Genomic DNA, 16337 nt, shown 5'->3' with positions numbered 1-16337 from the left:
GGAGAGAACAACCGTACTGACATACCGACCAACGGAGCCCCCGTGTCGCTGCCACCCCTGGTCGAGCCAGCTGCTGAGCTCACCGTCGACGAGGTCCGCAGGTACTCCCGCCACCTGATCATCCCGGATGTCGGGATGGACGGACAGAAGCGGCTGAAGAACGCCCGTGTGCTGTGTGTGGGCGCCGGCGGCCTGGGTTCGCCGGCCCTGATGTACCTCGCCGCGGCCGGTGTCGGCACGCTCGGCATTGTGGAGTTCGACGAGGTCGACGAGTCGAACCTGCAGCGCCAGATCATCCACAGCCAGGCCGACATCGGCCGCTCCAAGGCCCAGTCCGCGAAGGACTCGGTGCTCGGCATCAACCCGTACGTGAACGTGGTCCTGCACGAAGAGCGGCTCGAGGCCGAGAACGTGATGGACATCTTCAGCCAGTACGACCTGATCGTCGACGGCACGGACAACTTCGCGACCCGCTACCTGGTCAATGACGCGTGCGTGCTGCTGAACAAGCCGTACGTCTGGGGCTCCATCTACCGCTTCGACGGCCAGGCGAGCGTGTTCTGGTCGGAGCACGGTCCCTGCTACCGCTGCCTCTACCCCGAGCCCCCGCCGCCCGGCATGGTCCCGAGCTGCGCCGAGGGCGGCGTGCTCGGCGTGCTCTGCGCGTCCATCGGCTCCATCCAGGTCAACGAGGCCATCAAGCTGCTCGCGGGCATCGGTGAGCCGCTGGTCGGCCGACTGATGATCTACGACGCCCTGGAGATGCAGTACCGCCAGGTCAAGGTCCGCAAGGACCCGGACTGCGCGGTCTGCGGCGAGAACCCCACCGTCACCGAGCTCATCGACTACGAGGCCTTCTGCGGCGTCGTGTCCGAGGAGGCCCAGGAGGCGGCGGCCGGTTCGACGATCACTCCCAAGCAGCTCAAGGAGTGGATCGACGACGGCGAGAACATCGACATCATCGATGTCCGTGAGATCAACGAGTACGAGATCGTCTCGATCCCCGGCGCCAGGCTGATCCCGAAGAACGAGTTCCTGATGGGCACCGCCCTGGGGGCGCTGCCGCAGGACAAGAAGATCGTCCTGCATTGCAAGACGGGTGTCCGCAGCGCGGAAGTCCTCGCGGTGCTCAAGTCCGCGGGCTTCGCGGACGCGGTGCACGTCGGCGGCGGCGTGATCGGCTGGGTCAACCAGATCGAGCCGGACAAGCCGATCTACTGACGCGAGTGTGCTGGGCCCTGGACCGGAGTGCCGGTCCAGGGCCCTTCGCGCTGTCATGGACAGCTGTCGGCAGGTCTTGCCGTTCAGCTATCCACAGGTCTTGCCGTTCGCCGGGACCTTGCCGTCCAGGAGATACGCGTCCACCGTCCCGGTCACGCACGCTCCGTTCCCGTACGCGCCGTGGCCCTCGCCCTTGTTGGTGAGCAGCACGCCGACGCCCGTGCCGAGCTCGTCCGCCATCTTCTTCGCGCCCTCGTACGGGGTCGCCGGGTCGCCCGTGGTGCCGACGACCAGGATCGGGGCCGCGCCCTCCGCGGCGACCTCGGGAGTCTCCCACTCGCCGGGCACCGGCCAGTTCGCGCACCAGCCCGCCAGGTCCCAGGCCAGATACGGGCCGAAGACCGGCGACACCTTCGTGAACTCGGCCAGATGGCGGGACTTGACCTCGGCGGCCGTCACCCGTCCCGTGGTGTCCGCGCACGATATGGCGCGCTGCGAGTGGTCCTGCGTGCCGTAACTGCCGTCCTCGTCACGGCCGTTGTACGACTCGGCCATCAGCAGCAGCCGACTCCCGTCGCCCCTGTCGGCCTCGTCCAGAGCCTTGGTCAGGGACTGCCACTCGTCCTTGGAGTACAGCGGCGTGATGATGCCGGTGAGCGCGAGGCTCTGGGTGAGCGTGCGGCCCTGCGTGGTGGGCAGCGGCTTGCGGTCGAGCTTGTCGAGCAGGTTCACCACGCGCGCGGTGCCGTCCTTCGCGCCGATGCCGCGGCTCTTGAAGTAGTTCTCCAGAGCGCGCTGGAAGCCGAGGGCCTGGTTGCGAGAGTGCCCCGGGTAGTCGGCGGAGGGGTCGACCACGGCGTCCAGGACGAGGCGTCCGACCCGCGCCGGGAACAAGTGGGCGTAGACGCCGCCCAGTTCGGTGCCGTACGAGAAGCCCAGGTAGTGCAGCTTGTCGTCGCCGAGGACCTGGCGTATCAGGTCCATGTCGCGGGCGGCGTTGGTGGTGCCGACGTGCGGCAGCACCTTGCCCGACTTCTTGGCGCAGCCTGCGCCGAAGGCGGTGGAGTCTTCGAGGTACGCCTTTTCCTCGGCGGGTGTGTCCGGGGTGAAGTCCAGCTGGAACGAGGCCGCTGACTGCTTGCTGTCCCGGCAGACCACCGCGGCGCTGTCCGCGACCCCGCGCGGGTCGAAGCTGACCAGGTCGTAACGGCTGTGCAGCTTCTTGAAGCCTTCTGCCGCGCCGGGCAGTCCGGCCACCCCCGAGCCGCCGGGGCCGCCGAAGTTGAAGATCAGCGAGCCGATCCGCTTGTCCGCGTCGAGTGCCTTGGCGCGGATCAGGGCGATCCCGATCGTCTCGCCCATCGGCTTCTGGTAGTCGAGCGGGGCCTTGAGCAGGGCGCACTGCCATTCCTTGCCCGGTGTCTGTGCGTAGCTGCCCCGGGCCTTCACGGGGGCCTTGCAGCGCTTCCAGTCCAGCTGCTGGCCGGTGAGCGCGGCGGGCAGCGCCGGCTCGCCCGGCTTGCTCGGCGCGGCCTTGCCGGGGGCGGCCTCGGACGCCGAGGGCTTGGCGGTGTTCTTGCCGTCGGTATCCGCCCTGTCCGTACCGCTGTTACAGCCGACGGCCGCCCCTGCCAGCAGCAGCGCGGCCGCGGCCAGGGCCCCCGCCCGTACCCGCATGGTCATCCCGTGCCCCCCATGGCTTCGAAGATTCTTTCGGCATCCTATGCGGGCCTACTGACAGACCGTCCCGGCGGCAGGCGTCTTGCCCTGAAGGAGGTAGGCGTCCACGGCCTGCTGCACGCACTTGTTGCCGCCGTTGTACGCGCCATGGCCCTCGCCCCGGTACGTGAGCTCCACGCCGACGCCCTTGCCGAGGGCGTTGACCATCGCCCTCGCGCCTTCGTACGGGGTCGCCGGATCGCCGGTGGTGCCGACGACGAGGATGGGCGGCGCGCCGGGCGCGGAGACGTCGGGTGTGTTCCAGGCGCCGGGCACGGGCCACTCGCTGCAGCCCATCAGGCCCCAGCCGAGGTAGTCACCGAAGACCGGCGACACCTTGCGGAACTCCGGCAGCTTCGCCTTCGTCTGCGCCAGGGACCAGCGCTCCTTGGAGTCGACGCAGTTGATGGCCGCGTTGGCCGCCGAGATGTTGCTGTAGTGGCCGTTCTCGCTGCGCCCGTTCATCGCGTCGGAGAGCGCGAGCAGCAGCGCGCCGTTGCCGCCGTCGGCCTCGTCGAGACCCTGTTCCAGCAACTCCCAGTACTCCTTGGAGTACAGAGCCTGCGCGATCCCGTTGGTGGCCTGGCTCTGGGTCAGCTTCCGGTCGCCGACGCCGGCGATCGGCTCCTTGTCGAGCTTCGTGAGCAGCGCGATGATCCAGTCCTGGATCTCCTGCGCTGTGGTGCCGGGCAGCAGGCACTGATCGCCACGGTCCACGCAGTCCTGCGCGAAGTTGGTGAGAGCCAGCTGGAAGCCCTTCGCCTGGCCGAGCGAGCTCTGTTCGTAGTCCTTGGTCGGGTCGACGACGGCGTCGAAGACGGCCCGGCCGACCTTGGTCGGGAACAAGTGGGCGTAGACGCCGCCCAGTTCGGTGCCGTACGAAATGCCGAAGTAGTAGAGCTTGTCGTCGCCGAGTACCTGGCGCATCAGGTCCATGTCGCGGGCGGCGTTGGTGGTGCCGACGTACGGCAGATGCTCGCCGGAGTTCTTCTCGCAGGCATCGGCGAAGTTCTTCAGGTCGTCCGTGTACGTCTCTTCCTCGGCGGTGTCGTCGGGTGTGAAGTCCTGGGCGAAGTACGCGTCGAGCTGCTTGTCGTCCTCGCACTCCACCGCCGCACTGCGGCCGACCCCGCGTGGGTCGAAGCTGACCAGGTCGTAGCGGGTGTGCAGCGTGGCGTAGTCCGCGGCGGCGGCGGGCAGGTTGGCGACCCCGGAGCCGCCGGGGCCGCCGAAGTTGAAGATCAGGGAGCCGATCCGCCGGCTCGTGTCGCGGGCCTTCGCCCGGATGAGGGCCAGCTCGACGGTCTCGCCGTCCGGCTTGGCGTAGTCGAGCGGGGCGTCCATGAAGGCGCACTCCCAGGGGATGCCGTCGGGCAGCGGCGAGGGCGCGGTCCCACCGCCCTCCGCCTCCGAGGGCGCCGGGCACTTCTGCCAGTCGAGCGTCTGCGAGGCGAGATCCTTCGCCCGCTCCTCGCCCGTGCCCTCGCCTTTGTCGCCGCTGTCGGAACAGCCGGCGGCCGTCAGCAGCACGGCGACGGAGACAGCGAGTGCGGCGGTGCGCGGGGCGGTGGTGCGCAGGGCGGTGGTGCGCACGGCCGCGGAAGAGGTCGGCATGCCGCCATGGTGCGCCGCGGGAGCGCGTGGCGCGCGGGCGGCGGTCCATGCGGGTGGCGCGGGGCGCGGGACGTGGCGGGCGGCCGGGGGCGAGCGCGCCCTCCGGGCGCGCTGTCCTCAAGCGCTCCCAGATTTCGTCCGGGGGGACCCCCACGCGCTTGATTTCAAGCCCGTCCGGCACCTGGGGACAGAGCGGCCGCCGGACGACCCCGGCACTACAGCGCGCCCTTGCGCGTGAGGTGGTTGAAGGCGAACCACCCCGGCAGCACCGGCAGCCACAGCGTCATCATGCGGTACAGCAGCACCGCCGGCGCCGCGACCTCCTTCGGCACACCGGCCACGATCAGACCGAAGGTCAGCGCACCCTCGACCGCGCCCACACCGCCCGGCGTCGGCGCCGCCGAGCCCAGCGCGTTGCCCGCCAGGAAGACCACGGCGATGCTCGCGTAACTCAGCGGCTGGTTGCCGTTGTCGAAGGCCCGGACCGACGCGTCCAGGCACATCACGAACACACCGGTCAGCAGCAGCATCCCGCCGATGCCGGTGAGCAGCTTCATCGGCCGCTGCAGTACGTCGAGCATGCGCGGCACCACCCCGGCGAACAGCGAGCGCAGCCGCGTCGAGACGAACTTCCGCAGGAACGGGATCGCGGTCACGACCAGCACCAGCACAGCGACCGTCAGCAGACCCGCGATCACCGTCCTGGACGGGGTGAACGACGCCGTCCGCTCCGTACCGGTCAGATAGCCGAAGGCGAGCAGCAGCAGGATGTGCGCGCCGAGCCCGAAGAGCTGGGACGCGCCGACACTGGCCACCGCGAGGCCGGGACGTACTCCCGAACGCTGCAGGAAGCGGGTGTTCAGCGCGACGCCGCCGACCGCCGCCGGGGCGACGATCTTGACGAAGGACCCGGCGACCTGTGCGACGACGGTCCGCAGGAACGACACCCGCTCGGGCACGAAGCCCAGCAGGCTCATCGCCGCCGCGAAGTAGCTGAGCACGGAGAAGGCGACCGCGGCCGCCACCCAGCCCCAGTGGGCCCGGGCGAAGACCGTGCCGAAGTCGATGCCGGCGAGCTGCGAGAGCAGGAAGTACGCGGCGACCGCGCCGGCGATGAAACTGACGAGCGTACGCGGCCTGATCCGCTCCAGGCGGACCGGCTCGACCGGCGCCTGTGGCCTGATCAGGAGCATCTGCCGACGGATCTGGGAGAGTAGATCCTCCTCGCGCACCTCGTCCATGGCCTCGTCCATGGCCTTCTTGTCGGCCTGCTTCTCCGCCCGTTCGGTCTTGCGAACGGCCTTGCGGTCGTCGACCGCCGCCTCTTCCGTCTCTGCCGTACGGGCCCGCTTGGCGGCCGCGGACGCCTCCAGCACCGCCTCCCGCTCGCGGTGCGACCGCTCGCGGGCGAGTTTGCGCAGCGTCGCCCGGGTCGAGCGGCTCAGGGCGATCGGCTGGAGCAGCGGCAGACAGTCGGCGACCTTGTCGGGGCCGAGCACCTCGACGGCGGTGGCCACCGCACGCTCGGCGCCGACCCGCAGGCCGGTCGTGGTGAGCAGCTGCGCGATGTCCATGCGCAGCACCACATCGCCCGCCGCGATCTCGCCGCCGCGCAGATCGGTCAGGATCACCTTGCCGGAACGATCCACCAGAATCGCGTCGCCGGTCAGCCGCCGGTGCGCGATACGCCTCGACTGGAGCGCCTTCACCTGCCGCCAGGCCCCGCGCAGCACGTCGTCGGTGATCTCGTCGTCCGGCATGGAGTCGAGGGACCGGCCGCCCAGGTGCTCGTACACCAGCATCACGGCGTCCGGGCCGAGCTCCGACGTCGCGATGAGCTTGGGCGCGTTGGCACCCGCGGCGATCGCCGCGTACGCGAGCAGCGCCTCCTGCTCCAGGGCCTGGCGCAGCGACGGGATGGAGCGGCGGGTGGTGATGGAGCGCAGCGTCAGCCGACGCCACACCCGGTAGAAGAAGCCCTGTGCCTGCTGCTCACGGTCGACGACGGTGACATCGAGCGGTGCGCCCTCCTCCAGCGTGACCTGGTAGCGGCGGCCGCGGTCGCCCGGCTCGGCGGAGTCGGGGACTTCCTCGGCGCGCATGGCGGTGACCGGGCGGAAGCCGACGTGGCGCAGACCGGCCAGCAGTGTCTGGCCGGTGGGCCGTACGTTCGGCGAGCCGACGGCGTACAGCGTGCCGTAGGCGACGGTCCAGCCGAGCAGCACGGTGAGGATGATCGAGAACGGGGTGGTGTAGCCGGCGACCAGCATCGCGAAGGCGTCGAGCAGTAGGACCACCCACAGGACCACGCGCCAGCGGGGTCTGCGGGACATGCCGACGGCCGTCATGTACGCGATGACGGGCGCGAGATAGCCGTGGACGGGGTCGGTCAGCCCGCCGCCGCTCTGCGCCTGGGTCAGCGCCTCCTGGAGGGGGCCGGGCGCGGCCCTGGCGACCCAGAGGTCGGTGGCGAGGGTGGCGCCGTGCGCGAGCACGGCGGCGAGGACGCCGTCCGCGATCCGCAGCCCGTCCCGTTTGATCAGCCGCTCGATCGCGAAGGCGACCGGGACGAGCAGCACGGCGATGCTGGAGACCAGACCGGCGATCTTGACGAAGAGGTCGGGTGCCTGTCCGGTGCCCTTGTTGATGTCCTGCTCGAGGCCGGATGTGGTGCCGTGGGCGAAGGCGGCGATGGCGAGTACGACGGCGATCGCGAGGATGCCGATGAGCAGGCGCAGCAGGTCGGAGGGGCGGTGGACGCGGGCGGCGAGCAGCGGCTCGTCCCCCGAGACCCGGTCGACGCCGTGGCCGCCGGGGGCGTCTGCCGCTTTGTCCGCAGCTTCGGCGGTTTTGTCGCTGGTTTTGTCGCTGGCTTTGCCTGTGGTTGTGTCCGCGCCTTTGTCCGCGCCTTTGTCGGTGGCTGTGTCGGCGGCTTTGGCCGCGGTGTCTGCTGCTAGGTCCGCGGATGTGTCCAGAGCCTGGTCAGTGGCTTCGTCCGCCGCTTCCTTTTTCCCCTTGGGGCCGTCGGCACCCTCACGCGGAACGGGCGCGTCCGGGTACGACTCGGGCTCGGGGGTGCTCGCCGCCTGAGGAGGCTGCACGCCCTGCTCCTTCGCCGTCTCGGTCTCTTCTTGATCTCGTATCACCAGTCACCGCCCGCATGATGGTGGCACGGCCCGCCGACAGAGGGGGGCATCAGGGTGCATTGCGGGGGCGTGAGGCGGGCAGGATACGCCCCTTTGCCCCTCGGGTCCTGCTGTCCGGGTCGTTGTCGGTGGCGTACGGCAGGATGGACCGGATGGAAGAACTGCCGGAGTACGCGGAGCGGGTGCTCGAAGTCGCCGAGCTGATTCCGCCGGGACGGGTGCTGACGTACGGCGACGTCGCCGAGTGGCTCGGGGACGGCGGGCCGCGCCAGGTCGGCCGTGCGATGTCCCTCTACGGCGGCGGCGTGCCCTGGTGGCGTGTCGTGCGCGCGGACGGCGCGCTGCTGCCCGGCCATGAGCTGCGTGCCCTGGAGCACTACCGCACGGAGGGGACGCCCCTGCGCGAGGCCGCGCGCAGCGCCGAGGGCCACGTGCCGCGCCTCGACATGAAGCGCGCGCGATGGGACGGCGGCGGTGGTGCCGGCGACAGCGCTCACATATGACAGCTTCCGCCATTTGGCGGTCGCGCGGGCGCTCTGCCGACCGTACGGAGTACGCGCCGGACTCACTGCGTCGCGGTAGCGCGCTGGCGTAGCGTCGTCAGCGCGCGGCACGAACCGCTCCATCACCACCAGCACACCCACCAGGACCGGCGATCCACGTGAGCTCCTCCTCCACCACAGGGCGTACGACGTACCAGCAACAGGTACGCCAGGGGGTCCCCCCACGCCCGCAGGGGCGTAGGGGAAGGACCCCGGGCGCGTACCGACTGGTGCGTACCCCGCCGAGCCCCGTGGATCCCCTTCTGCTGGACGCAAGTCAGCGCGCGGTGGTTGACCACGATCACGGTCCGCTGCTCGTCCTGGCGGGTCCGGGCACCGGCAAGACCACCACGCTGGTGGAGGCGGTCGCCGCGCGGGTGGCCAAGGGGACGGATCCGGAGCGGATCCTGGTGCTCACCTTCAGTCGCAGGGCGGCGGTGGAACTGCGTGACCGGATGGCTCTGCGGCTCGGCGGCGCGCAGGGGCCGCAGGCGACGACCTTCCACTCCTTCTGCTACGCGCTGGTCCGCGCGCACCAGGACGCCGATCTGTTCTCCGAGCCGCTGCGGCTGCTGTCGGGTCCCGAGCAGGACGTCGCCGTACGCGAGCTGCTGACGGGCCAGCTTGACCTGGAGGCGGAGGGGCTGGCGCGCAACCACTGGCCGGACGAGCTGCGGGCGTGCCTGACGACGCGTGGCTTCGCCGACGAGGTACGAGCGGTGCTCGCCCGGAGCCGTGAACTGGGCCTGGGCCCCGACTCCCTGGCCCGTTTCGCGGCCCGTACCGGCCGCCCCGACTGGGGGGCGGCCGCGTCGTTCCTCGCGGAGTATCTGGACGTCCTGGACCTGCAGGGAGTGCTCGACTACGCGGAACTGGTGCACCGGGCGGTGCTGCTTGCCCAGCGGGTCGCCTCGCCTTACGACTTCCCCTACGACGCGGTGTTCGTGGACGAGTACCAGGACACCGACCCGGCCCAGGTACAGCTGCTCCAGGCACTGGCCGGGCAGGGCCGCACGCTGGTCGCGTTCGGCGATCCGGACCAGTCGATCTACGCCTTCCGCGGCGCGGACGTGAACGGCATCCTCGACTTCCCCGATGCCTTCCGGCACGCGAACGGCAGCCCGGCGGACGTGGCGGTCCTGACGACGTCCCGGCGCAGTGGCGAGCACCTGCTGGCGGCGACCCGGCTGCTGACCCGCCGGATGCCGCTGCCCCGCCTCCCGTCGGAGAAGGTCCGGGCGCACCGGGAGCTGGGCGCGGTCCGGGAGGGCGGCCGGGTCGAGACGTACACCTACCCGACGGCCTCGACGGAACTGGACAACATCGCGGACATCCTGCGCCGGGCCCATCTGGAGGACGGCGTCCCCTGGCACGACATGGCAGTCCTGGTCCGCGCGGGCGGCCGCACCATCCCCTCGGTGCGCCGCGCCCTGGCGTCTGCGGGCGTCCCCCTGGAAATCGACGGCGACGACGTCCCTCTGCGCCACGAACCGGCGGTGTCCCCGCTGCTGACGGCACTGCGGGCGGTGGCTACGGCGGCGACGCAGCCGCAGAGGGCGCAATCAGCCGACACTGCGGAACGGGGCGGCGACACTACGGGGCAGGCGGCCGACACTGCGGGGGAGGCGCCGGACGACCCCACCACCCCCTGGCTCAGCACTGAGACCGCCCTCACCCTCCTCACCTCCCCCCTCGGCAGCATGGACGCCGCCGACCTCCGCCGCCTCGGCCGTGCCCTTCGTGACGAGGAGCGCGCCGGCGGCAATCGCGTACCCCCACCCTCCGACCAGCTCCTCGCCCGCGCCCTCGCCGAGCCCGAGCGCCTCGTCGCGCACGACCCCGCGTACGCCCGCGGCGCGCAGCGGCTCGGCGCGCTCCTGCGTAAGGCGCGCGAGCTCCTCGAAGGCGGCGGCACCGCCGAAGAGGCGCTGTGGGAGCTGTGGGCCGGCACCCCCTGGCCGCAGCGCCTCGAACGCGCCGCCCTCCGCGGCGGCGCGGCCGGCCGCAATGCCGACCGCGACCTCGATGCCGTCTGCGCCCTCTTCGAGACCGCCGCCCGTGCCGAAGAGCGCACCGGCGGCCGCGGCGCCCTCAACTTCCTCGAGGAGATCGAGGCCCAGGACATCGCCGCCGACACCCTGGCCAGGAGAGCCACCCAACCCGACGCCGTACGCCTGATGACCGCCCACCGCTCCAAGGGCCTCGAATGGAGCCTCGTCGTCGTCGCCGGCGTACAGGAAGGCCTCTGGCCCGATCTGCGACGGCGGGGCTCGCTCCTGGAGGCGGACAGGATCGGGCGCGACGGGCTCGCCGAGCCCCTCACCCCCGGTGCCCTCCTCGCAGAGGAACGCCGGCTCTTCTACGTCGCCGCCACCCGCGCCCGCGACCGCCTCGTCGTCACCGCCGTCAAGGCACCCGCCGACGACGGCGACCAGCCCTCCCGCTTCCTCACCGAACTCGGCGTCGAACCCAAGGACATCACCGGCCGCCCCCGCCGCCCCCTCGCCGTCGCCGCGCTCGTCGCCGAGCTGCGCGCCACCACCGTGGACCCGCAGGCGACACCCGCGCTGCGCGACGCCGCCGCCCGCCGCCTCGCGCGCCTCGCCGCGCTCGCCGACGACGAGGGCCAGCCGCTCGTGCCCGCCGCACACCCCTACCGCTGGTGGGGCCTGTACGAGCCGACCCACAGCCGGCTCCCCCTGCGGGACCGGAACCAGCCCGTCACCCTCTCCGGCAGCGCACTGGACCAGCTGGCCAACACCTGTGCGCTCCAGTGGTTCCTGGGGCGCGAGGTGAAGGCGGACACCCCCGCAACGGCCGCCCAGGGGTTCGGCAACGTCGTTCACGTACTCGCGGACGAGGTCGCCTCCGGACAGACCCCCGCTGATCTGGCCGTTCTGATGGAGCGCCTCGACTCCGTCTGGAGCGCGCTCGTTTTCGACGCGCCATGGAAGTCGCAGCAGGAGAAGGAGCACGCGCGCGTGGCGCTCGAACGCTTCCTGCGCTGGCACGTCATGGACCGCGGCGGCCGAGCCCCCGCCGCGACCGAGCACGACTTCGACGTGACCCTGGAGGCCGGCGAGTACGAGGTACGCATCCGAGGTTCCATGGACCGCGTAGAGCAGGACGCCGAAGGACGCGCGTACGTCGTGGACTTCAAGACCGGCAAGCAGACGCCGACCCGGGACGAGGTCGCCCGGCACCCTCAACTCGCCGTCTACCAGCTTGCCGTGCGCGAAGGCGCCGTGGACGAGGCCTTCGACGGCCGCCGCCCCGAACCCGGCGGCGCCGAGCTCGTACAACTGCGCCAGGCCGCCGCCAAGAAGGAGGGCGGTGACGCCCTCCCGAGGATCCAGGCGCAGGAGCCGCTCGCGGGGGAGTGGGTCGGCGAGCTGCTGGCCACCGCCGCCGGCCGCGTACTCGATGAGCGCTTCACCCCGAGCGCGGGGCAGCACTGCACCCACTGCACGTTCCGTTCCTCGTGCAGCGCCCAGCCGGAAGGCCGCCAAATAGTGGAATGAGCGGTGTTTTGTCGCGCATTGCCGCATTTGCATGCATCCAATAAATGACGACAAGGCGACACGCGGACCTGCAAGGGGAGACACATGGCGGCCAAACGGAAGTCCTTGGTTACGGCGGTGGTCTTCTCGGCCGCGACCGCTGCGCTGGCGGGCTGCTCCAACGATGGCGACATCAAGGTCAAGAGCGCCTCCGAGGAGAAGAAGGAGCAGCAGAAGCAGGAGGGGGAGCAGGAACCGGCGGCCGTCACCAGCACGGCACCCACAGACCTCACCGGCCTGACCGCCGATCAGATCGCGGCCAGGGCCGTCGCGGCCACACAGGCGGCCCGGTCCATGAGGATGGCGGGCCAGGTCACCAGCGAGGGCGAGCGGGCGTCCGTCGACCTTGCGGTGGACAACAAAGGCGCATGTACGGGCAAGCTGGGCTTCGGCGGCGGCAGCTCCGAGCTGCGCCAGGTCAGCAAGGTCCTGTACATGAAGGGCAACGAGAAATTCTGGCGCGCCTCGCTCAGCGAGAGCAGCTCGCCCGGCACAGACGGCGAAGGCGTCGTCGAGCTGGTGAAGGACCGCTGGATCAAGATGCCGGCGGGCAGCGCGAAGGCCATGGGCGGCGTCTGTGACCTCAAGGCCATGCTCGCCGAGAGGGACAAGGACACGTCGGAGCGTCAGGGGATGACCAAGGGACCCGATGCCAAGGTCAACTCTGTGCCCACAACGACCCTCGTGAAGAAGAAGCCCGGCGGCGAAACGATCATCATGTACGTGGCCAAGAAGGGTGAGCCGTACCTCATGAGGGTCGTCAGGGCCGGCGGTGACGGGCCTGGCACGATGACCTTCTCCGACTACAACAAGCCGGTCAAGGCCGTGGCCCCGCCGGCCGACCAGGTCGTCGACCTGGAGAAGCTGGGCACGGGCTTGAGCGCGGGCCCTGGGTCTGGCACCGGCACCGGCTCCCGCTTCGGCCTCGGCTTCAGTTTCATTTTCGGCTTCGGGGCCGGGTCCGGCCCCGAAGCCTGACGCCCCCGACGACGAGGCCGAGGCCGCGCCCGACGCCCGCCCGAGGCGGTTGAGACCGGCGGGGACCATCGCTGTCAGTGGTTCCCATTAGCCTCTCTGAGGTGACCGCACGCATCACCGACCCCGAGCAGCTCAAAGAGCTCCTCGGCATCCCCTTCACCCCGGAGCAGACGGCCTGCATCACCGCGCCGCCCGCCCCGCAGGTGATCGTGGCCGGTGCCGGCTCGGGGAAGACGACGGTGATGGCCGCGCGGGTGGTGTGGCTCGTGGGGACCGGCCAGGTCGCCCCCGAGCAGGTCCTCGGCCTCACCTTCACCAACAAGGCGGCGGGCGAGCTCGCCGAGCGCGTCCGTAAAGCTCTCGTGCGGGCGGGGGTGACGGACCCCGACGTCATCGACCCGGACAACCCTCCTGGCGAGCCGCGCATCTCCACGTACCACGCCTTCGCCGGGCAGCTCCTCACCGACCACGGGCTGCGGATAGGCCTGGAGCCGACCGCGCGCCTGCTCGCGGACGCCACCCGCTACCAGCTCGCCGCGCGTGTGCTGCGCGAGGCGCCGGGCCCGTATCCCTCGCTGACCAGGTCCTTTCCGTCCCTGGTCAGCGATCTGCTGGCGCTCGACGCGGAGCTCGCGGAGCATCTCGTACGTCCGGAGCAGCTTGGCGCGTACGACTCCGAGCTGCTGCGCACCCTGGAGAACGCCCGGCTGAGCAACGCCGAACTGCGCAAGGTGCCCGAGGCGGCCGCGGCCCGCCGTGAGCTGCTCGATCTGACCGTCCGTTACCGCGAGGCCAAGCGCGCCCGCGACCTCCTCGACTTCGGCGACCAGATCGCGCTCTCCGCCGAACTCGCGCTCACCAGGCCCGAGGTCGGAGCCATCCTGCGGGACGAGTTCCGGGTCGTGCTGCTCGACGAGTACCAGGACACGTCGGTGGCCCAACGGCTGCTTCTGTCCGGTTTGTTCGGCCAGGGCACCGGTCATGCCGTGACCGCGGTCGGCGACCCCTGCCAGGCCATCTACGGCTGGCGCGGGGCCTCCGTCGCCAACCTCGACGACTTCCCGGCGCACTTCGCGTACCCCGACGGCCGCCCCGCGACCCGCTTCTCCCTCAGCGAGAACCGCCGCAGCGGCGGTCGCCTGCTGCACCTCGCCAACGGCCTGGCGGCCCCGCTGCGCGCCATGCACGAGGGCGTCGAGGCGCTGCGGCCCGCCCCGGGCGCCGAGCGCGACGGGTCCGTACGCATCGCTCTCCTCCCCACCCACGCGGAGGAGATCGAGTGGCTCGCCGACTCGATCGCCCACCTGGTGCGTACGGGCAAGGAGCCGGGCGAGATCGCGGTCCTGTGCCGCACGGCAGGCGACTTCCCCGAGATCCAGGGCGCGCTCGTCGCCAGGGACGTCCCGGTCGAGGTCGTCGGCCTGTCCGGGCTGCTCCACCTGCCGGAGGTCGCCGACCTGGTCGCGATGTGCGAGGTCCTGCAGGACCCGGGGGCCAACGCCTCTCTCGTACGTCTGCTCACCGGGCCGCGCTGGCGGATCGGCCCGCGCGACCTGGCCCTGCTGGGCCGCCGGGCCCGGCTGCTGGTCCACCGCGCCTCGTCCGACGGGACGGATCCGGATGAGCGGCTGGCCGCGGCCGTCGAAGGCACCGACCCCGCCGAGGTCATCTCGCTCGCCGACGCGCTGGACACGTTCCTGGAGTCGGCGGACGGGGAGGACGTCGACCTCCCCTTCTCCGCGGAGGCCCGGGTCCGCTTCGCCCGCCTCGCCGCCGAACTGCGCGACCTGCGCCGCTCCCTGGCCGACCCGCTGATGGACGTCCTGCACCGCGTCCTGTCCACCACCGGCCTCGAGGTCGAACTCTCCGCGTCCCCAAACGCCCTGGCCGCCCGCCGCCGCGAGACCCTCGCTAACTTCCTTGACACGGCGGCCGGTTTCGCGGCAGTGGACGGGGAGGCCACCCTGCTGGCCTTCCTCGCCTTCCTGCGTACGGCCGCGCAGTACGAGAAGGGCCTGGACAACGCCCTTCCGGGCGGCGAGAACACCGTCAAGGTCCTGACGGCCCACAAGTCCAAGGGCCTGGAATGGGACGTGGTCGCGGTCCCGGGCCTGGTCGCCAAGCACTTCCCGAACGATCAGGCGCGCGAGGCGTGGACCTCCCAGTCCAAGGTCCTGCCGCACGCCCTGCGGGGCGACGCAGCCACCCTTCCCTCCGTCGAGTCCTGGGACGCCAAGGGCCTCAAGTCCTTCAAGGACGCGATGAAGGACCACCAGCACACGGAGGAACTGCGCCTCGGCTACGTCACCTTCACCCGCCCCCGCTCCCTGCTCCTGGGCTCGGCCCACTGGTGGGGCCCGACCCAGAAGCGCCGCCGCGGCCCCTCGCTGTTCCTGCAGGCGCTGTACGACCACTGCGCGGAGGGCTTCGGCGAGATCGAGATCTGGGCGGACGAACCGGAGGAGGACGCGGAGAACCCGACCCTGTACGAAACGACGGCGGACCAGGCCTGGCCCCTGCCGCTGGACGCGACTTCTCTGATGCGCCGCCGCGCCGCGGCGGACACGGTGCTGGCGTATCTGGACGAGCCGGAGGAGCTCCTGTCCGAGCCGGACCAGCCCCAGTCGGAGCCGGACGAGCCCCCGTCCGAGGCGGAGGAGTTCCTGTCCGAGACAGAGGAGTTCCTGTCCGAGCCGGGAGAGCCGGACTGGGACGACCCCTGGGACGAGCCGGAACTCCCGGACGTCGCTGCGGCCGACCTGCCACACCCGCGCCGCGAAGCCGACGCTCTTGAGGCGGCGGCCCCCACCCCCGAAGACGCCCGCACCATCGCCTCCTGGGACCGCGACCTCGACGCCCTCGCCGGTGAGCTCCGCCGTAGCCGCGCGACCGTCCGAGACGTTGCCCTGCCCCCCTCCCTCTCCGCCTCCCAGCTCATGCGCCTCGCCGCCGACCCCGACGGCTTCGCCCAGGAGCTGGCCCGCCCCATGCCGCACCCCCCGCACCCTGCGGCCCGCAGAGGCACGCGGTTCCACGCCTGGGTGGAGTCGCGGTTCGAGGAGCTCCCGCTTCCGATGCTCGGCCCGGACGAACTCCCCGGCGGTGACGCCGACGACCCCGAGATCGCGGACGAGCGCGACCTGGCCGCGCTCAAGGAGGCTTTCGAGCGCACTCCGTACGCCCGCCGCACGCCCTACCGCGTGGAGTCCCCGTTCCAGCTCACCCTCGCGGGCCGCGTGATCCGCGGCCGTATCGACGCCGTCTACCGCGACGAGCCGGCACAGGGGACGGCAGACGAGGCGACGGGGACGTACGAAATCGTCGACTGGAAGACCAGCCGCACAAACACCGCCGACCCCCTCCAGCTAGCCATCTACCGGCTCGCCTGGGCCGAGCAGCACGACCTCCCCCTCGAAGCCGTCAACGCCGCGTTCGTTTACGTACGCACCGGAGAGATCGTCCGCCCCGACCCTCTCCCCGCCCGCGCCGAGCTGGAGCGCATCCTGCTGGGCGAGACGGCCGACGAGACGGTCACCCGCGCCCGTTAGGCTCAGGTA

General features: G+C 71.3%; 8 protein-coding genes. 5 read left to right on the top strand and 3 right to left on the bottom strand.

The features are described 5' to 3' along the window. The first annotated feature begins 42 nt into the window (after positions 1–42). Positions 43–1221 (top strand): adenylyltransferase/sulfurtransferase MoeZ, encoded by a 1179-nt coding sequence (gene moeZ / locus ACZ3H8_RS07345; RefSeq protein ID WP_467398582.1) that lies wholly within the window; start codon positions 43–45, stop codon positions 1219–1221. An 87-nt stretch (positions 1222–1308) separates the two neighbouring features. Here moeZ and ACZ3H8_RS07340 read toward each other — a convergent pair whose 3' ends face one another. The 3 genes from ACZ3H8_RS07340 to ACZ3H8_RS07330 form a co-directional block, all read right to left on the bottom strand. Then, a complete protein-coding gene (locus ACZ3H8_RS07340; protein ID WP_467398580.1) occupies positions 1309–2904 on the bottom strand; it encodes an alpha/beta hydrolase in 1596 nt (531 codons plus the stop codon). 48 nt (positions 2905–2952) lie between these two features. Next, positions 2953–4518, bottom strand: coding sequence for an alpha/beta hydrolase (locus ACZ3H8_RS07335; RefSeq protein ID WP_467399928.1), 1566 nt, complete (start codon positions 4516–4518; stop codon positions 2953–2955). Positions 4519–4769: 251 nt separating this feature from the next. Beyond that, positions 4770–7655 (bottom strand): lysylphosphatidylglycerol synthase transmembrane domain-containing protein, encoded by a 2886-nt coding sequence (locus ACZ3H8_RS07330; RefSeq protein WP_467398578.1) that lies wholly within the window; start codon positions 7653–7655, stop codon positions 4770–4772. A 188-nt stretch (positions 7656–7843) separates the two neighbouring features. On the opposite strand from ACZ3H8_RS07330, the gene ACZ3H8_RS07325 reads away from it, so the two are divergent. From ACZ3H8_RS07325 to ACZ3H8_RS07310, 4 genes are all read left to right on the top strand, one after another. After that, a complete protein-coding gene (locus ACZ3H8_RS07325; protein WP_467398575.1) occupies positions 7844–8203 on the top strand; it encodes an MGMT family protein in 360 nt (119 codons plus the stop codon). A gap of 158 nt (positions 8204–8361) precedes the next feature. Continuing rightward, the gene (locus ACZ3H8_RS07320) at positions 8362–11763 is read left to right on the top strand and encodes an ATP-dependent helicase (RefSeq protein WP_467398573.1); all 3402 of its coding nucleotides are present in this window, start codon (positions 8362–8364) and stop codon (positions 11761–11763) included. An 84-nt stretch (positions 11764–11847) separates the two neighbouring features. Beyond that, positions 11848–12780, top strand: coding sequence for a hypothetical protein (locus tag ACZ3H8_RS07315; RefSeq protein WP_467398571.1), 933 nt, complete (start codon positions 11848–11850; stop codon positions 12778–12780). A 101-nt stretch (positions 12781–12881) separates the two neighbouring features. Then, on the top strand, positions 12882–16328 hold the full coding sequence (locus tag ACZ3H8_RS07310) for a UvrD-helicase domain-containing protein (protein WP_467398568.1): 3447 nt from the start codon (positions 12882–12884) through the stop codon (positions 16326–16328). Positions 16329–16337: the final 9 nt, after the last annotated feature.

This window comes from Streptomyces sp. NPDC002868 (assembly GCF_055563295.1).
Note: the sequence above shows the minus strand (reverse complement) of the source record. Positions and strands in the feature narration are given on the sequence as shown.

What these genes read in the sequence shown, in the direction of transcription:
- ACZ3H8_RS07340 (WP_467398580.1), bottom strand. Translation starts at nt 2,904, where the DNA reads ATGACCATGCGGGTACGGGCGGGGGCCCTGGCCGCGGCCGCGCTGCTG.
- ACZ3H8_RS07315 (WP_467398571.1), top strand. Translation starts at nt 11,848, where the DNA reads ATGGCGGCCAAACGGAAGTCCTTGGTTACGGCGGTGGTCTTCTCGGCC.
- ACZ3H8_RS07325 (WP_467398575.1), top strand. Translation starts at nt 7,844, where the DNA reads ATGGACCGGATGGAAGAACTGCCGGAGTACGCGGAGCGGGTGCTCGAA.